The following is a 951-nucleotide window of genomic DNA, read 5'->3' on the forward strand; positions in this document are numbered from 1 at the left end:
TATCCAGCCCGCCCACAACATCAATATCAAAAATCACATGCTTTCCTTCACTCCATATTCGCTCGATTTCACTTTTTAGTGTGCCGTAGAAGTTATCGCGATAAACTTCTTCCCACTCCAAAAATTCATCGGCTTTAATCTTCTTTTTAAACTCTTCTAAAGATAAGAAGTAGTAATCCTTACCATCTACTTCATCTCCGCGGGGTTCACGGGAAGTTGCCGAAATAGAGAAGTCCAGTTTTAACTCTTCCTGCCGTAGTAAGTGCTGTACAATGGTGGTTTTACCAGATCCCGAGGGTGCAGAAAATACGATTAGTTTACCATCGCTCATTTTAAAGTACGTTTAAAAGTTGTTCCTTAATTTTTTCCAGCTCATCTTTCATCTGCACTACTAACTGCTGCATGGGAGCATAATTGGATTTGCTGCCAATCGTATTAATTTCCCTGCCCATTTCCTGAGAAATAAAAGCAAGTTTCCTCCCGTTAGAATCTTTGCTGTTTAGCGTCTCATTAAAATAATTAAGATGATTTTCCAGCCTTACTTTCTCCTCGGTAATATCAAATTTTTCTATATAATACACCAGTTCCTGCTCAAAGCGGTTTTCGTCTACACTTTCTTTAATTTCTTCAACTCCTTTTCTAAGCCGCTCCTTTACACCGTCAATCCTGTCGGGATCCATTTTTATGATTTGCTGCAACAAATCTTCAATATTAGAAACCCTTAATTTCAAATCTTTTTCCAGGGCTTGTCCTTCAGCTGTCCTAAAGTTATTGATTTCGGTAAGCGCTTCTTCTACAGCGTCCTCTATAGCCTTAAACTCGGTTTCGTCTATTTCTTCCCGTTCAGTCTTTAAAGCATCGGGCATCCTTACTGCCATTTTTAGAAGCTCAGTTTCATCTCCGTTCACAAGAGCTCTAAGCTGTTCCATGTATTTTTTTACCACAGCTTCG

General features: G+C 39.3%; 2 protein-coding genes. Both read right to left on the bottom strand.

Annotated features, from left to right (window positions below; genetic code table 11):
- On the bottom strand, positions 1-331 hold a 331-nt coding region (locus RM529_RS17540), incomplete at its 3' end, for a guanylate kinase (protein WP_432264549.1).
- Between the two features lies 1 nt (position 332).
- Positions 333-951 (bottom strand): YicC family protein (locus RM529_RS17545; RefSeq protein WP_311486025.1); only part of this gene is annotated, 619 nt, incomplete at its 5' end.

It is taken from the genome of Autumnicola edwardsiae (assembly GCF_031846505.1).
GTDB classification, from domain to species: Bacteria; Bacteroidota; Bacteroidia; order Flavobacteriales; family Flavobacteriaceae; genus Autumnicola; species Autumnicola edwardsiae.